This window comes from uncultured Paraglaciecola sp., assembly GCF_937123705.1.
Taxonomy (GTDB): domain Bacteria; phylum Pseudomonadota; class Gammaproteobacteria; order Enterobacterales; family Alteromonadaceae; genus Paraglaciecola.
The window spans coordinates 1-7,040 of sequence record NZ_CAKZKO010000096.1 but is presented as its reverse complement, the minus strand read 5'-3'; the positions used below and the strand labels follow the sequence as shown (position 1 = coordinate 7,040).

The window sequence follows — 7,040 nt, the reverse complement described above, 5'->3', positions numbered from 1 at the left end:
ACATTTACACCCCGTTTTCTATTAAAATTAAATCGAAATCAATTTGTACATCCAGATCATTTGCAGATCCAATCGCTTGAATTTTTATGATCCCCGGCCCGGCAAATATAGGCATGTTTGCCATTCTTCTATTAAATAGGCTTGTCCCGTCACTCTGTACTGATACATCCTGCTCCCTCAAAAAAACTGTTGTCTGAACGTCTGGGTTAGGATTGAATGAAACACTTAAATCACAACTAGATGAGGTGCCTTGAGATTTATCAATACTACCGCTCCAATTTATCATATATGCGGTTTCAGTTGACGGGATGCCGTAAATTGCGTGTTGGGTTTTACCCTTGCCCGGCAAAATAGCGGCTGTTATCGTGCTATCTGTTGCCGCTGTAGCTATAATTGTTCCAGCGTTCGAGGTGGTGCTAGTTGATTGAGGGTTTACGGCCATTCTATTGATAATAACAGCCGCGTTTGACATGGCCACGCCTGAATTTAAATTTCCTGTCACTGTCTCTTGAGCTTCAGCAGTATCCCAATCAGGAAGATACCAAATAGTTACAGAATTAGCTCCAGTAGAGCCTGTAGTGTCGGAGGCGCTATCACTTGATATTGTATGAATTCTCGCGGCTGTTGGGGCAAGCCATATTTGCTGTGTGGTCGTGGAATCGGCTCTAGCCCATAAATCAGTTGTTGTTGTTTGAACACCTGATGGCGCGTTGCCGAATTTATTAACTAGACGATGCCCAGCTATATTGCCTTTAGCAACTTCAAGAAAAAAATCTTTATTCAAATCATTCATCTCCTTTCTTAAAGCGCCAATGTGAGCCATGTGCCTATGATCGCCTTCTAGCTCGTCAATTCTTTTTATGATGTTAGCATATTCAGCCTTAGATATCATTGCTGCTTCTCTAAATCGCTGATTCTTTCTGATAATATTGCTATCTCGGATCTGTTTGAATTTTGCATACTAATATCATCTATAGATTGCATTAGTGATGCTAGCCTAGATTTAGTCGATGAATTTATAACTTCAGCATCTTCAACCGCTGTTCCCCCATCCAGCGCGACAAAAATATCATGCAAAAATCTGTTCAAATAGTATACAACAGGGCCAATTTCTGGATCACTAACCCATCGCTCTGGCCATTGAATAACAAAAGGGTCTAGATTAGCCATAGCTTATATTTATATCCGCTGATAGTTTAATTAACACCCATTTTATAGGGTCTGTCATAGTAAAGCGGAACATTCTACGCTTAAAAGTCCCCAAGCCAAACCATTCTATTTCGTGTCGATACTCACCTTGAGCGCCGATGGGACGCCACCGTTCAGCACTCCAAGACCTTCCATTGTCGTCTGAATATTGCATTATTATTTGAGATTCAGAGGTTACCAAGCTAGTGCCCGGCTCTATTTCTAATAATAATGAATTCATGAATATATCGGCGCCAGCTTTGCCAAAAGTCGCCCCGTCAATAGAAGCGGTGTCTCTTCTTCTTTGGATTATGTCGCCATTATCTGTATGCGTATCGAAATCCAATTCGTAGACATTCCCGTTTCTTCTATCTGTGACTAAATCTTTTCCGTAAACTCGGTTATAGCTCGCTATTAAATGCTGAGAGCCATCAGTGCCGAAAGATAGGTTTGTCCATATTCCCGCATCTTCATTATATAGCCATGTCTCATCCCCGTTAGTGAATGAGATCATATAAAAATTAGTGTTGTCTAGCGTAAAGCATAGCCCGAACGCATCTGAGACACTGCTATACCCTGCGATAGCTTGCCCTATTGCTGGGTTCCCTATACTTCTTAGGCTTAGTCCTGCCATTTGATAAATCGTGTTATCACTACCGAGAAAGTATAAGAATTTATTATTAGAACTTACAGAGTGCGCCGCCGCTAATCCAACCTCTTGAGTGGCGTTTAAAATAAACGCATAAGGTGGATTCCCAGTTCCGCTGTTATACATTGGTTGAATTGATTCTGTCCCGAACGCTAGTAACTGCTGTTTGTATGCATATACCGCAACCATGTCATCTTGCTTTGCTTCCGCAATAATGACATTAGCGCTATTAACTGATAAAGGATTACTTAAATCTGAAAATGCTACATCGCCATTTGATGAATCATAAACAACTCGTCTGTTGATGTATGTCACCGTATTAGCGCTTGGCAAATCAATGTCAGTGCCTTGTGTAAGAGTCGACCCATCATATGAGTAAGGGCGACCAACACCCGTTGTTATTACTAAATTGTTGGTGGCTTCTTCTAATTTGCATCGTCCCACGCCTTCAATTGATCCTAGTGACGTAGCCGAGCCATTGGACGATATTTTATATAGTGATCCTCCCATTACTTCATAGAGAACGCCGTTTAGAGTTCCTGCCCCCCTCGACGCGCCTACGCCAGTTGCAAAAGGCTTTAGTCCGGGGAATGGCTGGAATGAGAGCCGCTCTCCACCAACATCTAGATTGACGGTTGCATAAAACCCCCTTGTTACTTGGGCATTAACGGGCAATGACCTATTTGTATAAGTCGGGCCGATTAGAGGGATGTTAACAATGCTCATCCGGCGTTAACATCAAAAGTTTTTGAGCGATTATCAACTATGCCGCTATCAAGAGTCATTGTATTAATTTTTGTATATTTTGCTTGTAGCTCTTTTAATGCTGAATCACCAGCGCCCACCAATGCGGGTTCTAAGGGCCTTCTATGTCTTACCATTAGCCTTAACGTTAATTGGATTTCTAAAGCTTCTTCGTCTGCATCATCGATGTACATCTCATCAGAAGCCGCCAACGTTGATAATCCCAAGTCTATGCCGTCATTCTGAAATCTGGCTATCATTCGGTTTAATCTTTTTAGTGCGTCAGAGTTTACCCCGCCCTCTAAAGATTGCCCCTCAGCTAAAATACCTGCTTGTTTTGCCGAGCTATTTATTAAATCCTGAGCCGTTGACATTGTTTTTTACCTTTTTAGGTTTTTTGCTTCTGTTTTTGCTTTTAATTTCTAGCGGAATAGCTTTTCTTGCCTCTGCTTCTTTAGCCGCTTTTGGCGAGTCGTGCCACCCGTTAGGGACATATAAAGGGTCGAACGTTTCGCTAACAACTCTTCCATCTCGAATTTTATACATGCACCAAGGATCTCGACTTTGCACCTTGTACTCACTATCACATCCGCACTGTTTACAAATCATAAATCACCTATAAATATACACCCCTCCGAAAAGGGGTATTTTGGTTTAGCTAGTAGCAAATGGAGTTGCTAAAGTGCCTGCACCATGACATACGCCGTTTATAACCCACTGAGTCGCTGAAATACACTCGACTTCGTAAGCTTCGCCTAGTAGACCACCAGTTGTCGAACCTCCAGCAGAAATAGCAACGTGTGTACTTCCATTAGCCTCAAAGTAATCACCTGATTGAGCTACCGTTACATCACCCATGATAACTCCACCAAGCAAGAAAACCGTCCCTGCGTTAGTGATAACTTTATGGGCGTTCGATGTAACTGCGACCGTCACTCGGAATTTAAACTTCATCCCTACAACTGGTGCGGGAAGTGTATAAACAACCCCTGATGCCGAATCAAACAAACATGTTGATCCTGACTCCTCAGCTTTCAACGTGTACGTGGCTCCGACACCTTGGATTATCTCTTGATGTAGTCCGGGTGCAACTGATCCTTCTGGACTATTACTTGCAATTTGTCTTAATGACATAATAATTTACTCCTAGTTGTTAGCGAATCGCACTGCTTGCGATGCACGTAATGTTTTAAACCCATATAGGACATCAATACGAGTTGGAAAAAGGTCATTATTAATATCATAATCAGATACAATCCGCATTGATATTCCGTCCATAACCTCACGTGCTGCAAAGTCAACCCCGCGCGGCATTCTCAAATCTGCACTTACAAAGGCAAACGCATCTTTTCGATAACCAAGTGAAATGTCATGAACTGCTGAAGCTCCACCTACTTTAGTTAATGCTTGATTGTTCGCTGCGCCATTTGATACGTTTTGACGGGCGCCAGTTGCCACAATTGCAGGGCTAAAGCTTAATGAAGTCGCAGAAGCGGCCGCGTCGGCAGTTACAACAAACTGTTGTAAATTGCCCGTGTCTTCTTTTGTTTCTGGCTTTACGCGATTAACGCCAGCAATGGTGAAAACATCGCCCTTCTTCCAAGTTCCCGTCCCAGTATCAATAGTCAGTGTTGATCCGGTTTGCGCTGTAGCTGAATCACACAAATAATCACCTGTTCCATCATCTGAACCGGTCGTGTGACGTGGCATCAAAGTATTTTCGAAGAAATCAAAGCCAGAAGTGCGGCCTAGCAAGCCCTCTCGATACTGCTTGGCGATACTAGAAGAGTCTTGATATAAACCTTTTAACGAATCAACCATATCGACATTGGTTTGCGTATCTAAATTGATTTTTAAGCCAGTTGAACCAGCCAAGTTATCAACTAAGATTTTACGGCCTGCCAGTATTTTCCCAAATGTAGAAGCAGATCCAACATTATTTACTTGATTATAGACGTCTTTATACATGCTGAGTGCGTCGGATTCGATGTTTGCCGCCAGTACGCTCATCATTGGATTAAGTACTCGACTACCAAAATCGTCTAAATCAGTTGTTAAATCAGCACTAGAAAACTCTACATCAACACCTTTTTGAGTAGCCATTGTGATTGTTTCTGAGGTTTCTGTAGAGTCTTGAACAGCAATCGGCGCGCCTGTTCTTACTGTGTACTCGTTTGGCAATCTAACTTTTAGTTGGCTGCCAATCTTCGCGCCAGTATTAGCAAATGAATCGTCATACTGACGGTCAATGTTTCCGATGAAGTTTAGTTTTTGGTGAAGAATTCGGAGCGCTTCACGAGTCACCGCAGTTGGTGTAAGTACTGTATTACTCATTATAATCTACCTTTTGATTCAAGATCTCGATTCCTCCATTCTGCCCACTGATCAGCCGACATCTTATCTGGGTCTGCATGAACTTTTTCGTGGCCACTTATTGGCTTAATGAGATCCGGTGCGTCACTTACCTTTTTTGGGTTCAGTGATTCAACCTGCATTTCAATTTTAGCTAACTCAACCGCTTGATCTATCAAAGGCATTGAAAATATTCGTTCTGCAACGTCTAAATGAGAACCTAAATGATAAGCAACCTCTGGGCCTTTATCCATGCCAATGATACGTTCTGCCATATCTTGATTCATGAATTTGTGACCGTAGGCAACCTCTTCGAAGTCTTGAAAGTTTCCGCGCTTTTGATCAAGTTTCTTGTCAAAGCTTGCTTTCTTAGCTTCTAACTCTCTAGTTTTTTCTGACTGTTGAGCGTTATCATTTCTACTCTTATTTTCTGCTGCTACACGACTATAAGCCAGTTCAGCTGCTTTTTCAGCAACATATTCTGACTGTGCGACCTGATAATCATTATAATTATCAAAATCATCTTCAATCGGTGCCTTTGAAGCTGGCTTAGATTCTTCTGGCTTTCGAGATTCGAGTTCTGAGATTCTTTTCTCTAAAGCCGCAGCTTCTTGCCTTGCTTCGTATTTCTCGCGTGTTAACTGGTTAATGCGCTCTTGGACTTTGTTAGGTTTGCTAACTTCTGTCTGTTCGGTTGCGCTTGCCTCCGCTTCTGTTTCATTAGTTGCGTTGACTTCCGGTGCGGGGGATGATTCCGCTCTTTCATCTTTACTTGGAGCATTTTGGATCTGCTCTTGTAGATCTTCTGACATCTAGGTGCGTCCTCACGAATTAAACCTGCTGAACCCCAGCAGTAGGGTTTTGTTGTAGTTGGGCTTGCGGTGCCTGTGGGCCGTTGTTCTTCAATAATCTTGCTACATCTGCTAAAGCTGCTTGCAGTAGTCTTGTATTTCCAGCGGCGGCGGCTAATTCAGCCGTTTGTACCGCGTTTTCTACATCGTTTTGCTCTATCTCGCTAAAGTTCTTGACGGCGGAAGACTGTTTAACTGCTGTATCTGCCATCTTGTTCTCGATTGTAGCTTGTGTCTCGGCAAACTCCAACTCTATACTTGTTTGCTGCATCGCTTGCTGTTGTTGATCGGCTTGCTGTTTTGCTCGCATTTCCTCTTCGCTTAAATCCTCTTCATCTGCGATGCCCGGCGGAAGTAGTTTTTTCAATCGCTCTGCCATTTCATCTGCACCCGGCCAATCAAGATTCTTAGCTACTAAATCACCTGATACTTGAAGTATCTGCGGGAATACTCTTGCTAACTCGACCATTGAGTTAGCTGCCTCTATTCTACGCGTTCTAAAGCTTGGGCCAACTCCAACTCTAACGTCATATTTCCCCCTAGTTAAGTCGTTTTGTATTTTCTTTCCATCAGGGGTCAATATCGGCTTGTTGATTTCTACAAATTTTACAGCATCATCTTCACCTCTCAGTCTGACAATTCTGTTTGTGTCGTAAATAGCGGGGATTAAACTTATTATTATTTTTCCAGTGTGCTGGATTGCGCTTGCTAGGTTATCCATGAATAGTGATGTGCCTAGATCGGCCTCTTGTTGCAGGGCAATCACCGCTTTTCCTGAACGCTGCTGAGGCAAATCACCTGTGCTTGCTTCAAAAACCCCTGTCGCCTGCATGATATCGCCAGCCATGACTTGACCTTGTTGTAAAAAACCGCTTTGCATCGTCGGCGGCTGCATCCTCTGTGGTGGTGGTGCTTGTGGATCAGGCTCGTAAGGCAGGTATGGTAAGTTTTCAGTGTTCGCAGATTCCCAAAACTCTTTGTAGTTTTTTATCTGGTCTTTTGTTACTAGCCATGGTGCTTTTGGTTGTAGTCCAATTGTCTCCGCGGCGGCGGTATTCCAATAATTGTACATTCTTTGAGGGTCTTTCGCGGCTCTCACAATCCCGCGATATTCAACCTCACCTTCAATATTTTCTTCTTCCCCGTAGACAGGTACGATTGGGAATAAATGAGATCGCCATTCTTTTTTATCTAGAACTTTAAACGCGCTTATCTTATACCACTTTATGACGTCAACTTCGACTTCTCTTGTCTTT

The 7,040-nt window shown here is 42.9% G+C and carries 9 protein-coding genes; all 9 read right to left on the bottom strand.

What is annotated here, in order from left to right:
• Positions 1 to 4 precede the first annotated feature (4 nt).
• Positions 5 to 892, bottom strand: a complete 888-nt coding sequence (locus Q0688_RS12895) for a hypothetical protein (RefSeq protein WP_299077191.1) — start codon at positions 890 to 892, stop codon at positions 5 to 7.
• Positions 889 to 1,170, bottom strand: coding sequence for a hypothetical protein (locus Q0688_RS12890; protein WP_299077188.1), 282 nt, complete (start codon positions 1,168 to 1,170; stop codon positions 889 to 891). The genes Q0688_RS12895 and Q0688_RS12890 overlap by 4 nt, the downstream gene beginning before the upstream one ends.
• Positions 1,163 to 2,563, bottom strand: a complete 1,401-nt coding sequence (locus tag Q0688_RS12885) for a packaged DNA stabilization protein (RefSeq protein WP_299077185.1) — start codon at positions 2,561 to 2,563, stop codon at positions 1,163 to 1,165. The genes Q0688_RS12890 and Q0688_RS12885 overlap by 8 nt, the downstream gene beginning before the upstream one ends.
• Complete coding sequence (locus tag Q0688_RS12880) at positions 2,560 to 2,955, bottom strand: hypothetical protein (protein ID WP_299077182.1); 396 nt, start codon at positions 2,953 to 2,955, stop codon at positions 2,560 to 2,562. The genes Q0688_RS12885 and Q0688_RS12880 overlap by 4 nt, the downstream gene beginning before the upstream one ends.
• The gene (locus Q0688_RS12875) at positions 2,927 to 3,190 is read right to left on the bottom strand and encodes a hypothetical protein (protein WP_299077179.1); all 264 of its coding nucleotides are present in this window, start codon (positions 3,188 to 3,190) and stop codon (positions 2,927 to 2,929) included. Before Q0688_RS12875 ends, Q0688_RS12880 begins: the two co-directional genes overlap by 29 nt.
• Positions 3,191 to 3,235: 45 nt before the next feature.
• Positions 3,236 to 3,715, bottom strand: a complete 480-nt coding sequence (locus Q0688_RS12870) for a hypothetical protein (RefSeq protein ID WP_299077176.1) — start codon at positions 3,713 to 3,715, stop codon at positions 3,236 to 3,238.
• A 12-nt stretch (positions 3,716 to 3,727) separates the two neighbouring features.
• Positions 3,728 to 4,915 carry a P22 phage major capsid protein family protein gene (locus Q0688_RS12865; protein ID WP_299077173.1) on the bottom strand — a complete coding sequence of 396 codons (1,188 nt, stop codon included), beginning with the start codon at positions 4,913 to 4,915 and terminating at the stop codon, positions 3,728 to 3,730.
• Complete coding sequence (locus Q0688_RS12860) at positions 4,915 to 5,745, bottom strand: hypothetical protein (RefSeq protein ID WP_299077169.1); 831 nt, start codon at positions 5,743 to 5,745, stop codon at positions 4,915 to 4,917. The genes Q0688_RS12865 and Q0688_RS12860 overlap by 1 nt, the downstream gene beginning before the upstream one ends.
• Before the next feature lie 19 nt (positions 5,746 to 5,764).
• Positions 5,765 to 7,040, bottom strand: a 1,276-nt coding sequence (locus Q0688_RS12855; protein WP_299077166.1) for a portal protein, incomplete at its 5' end; no start/stop codon positions are given.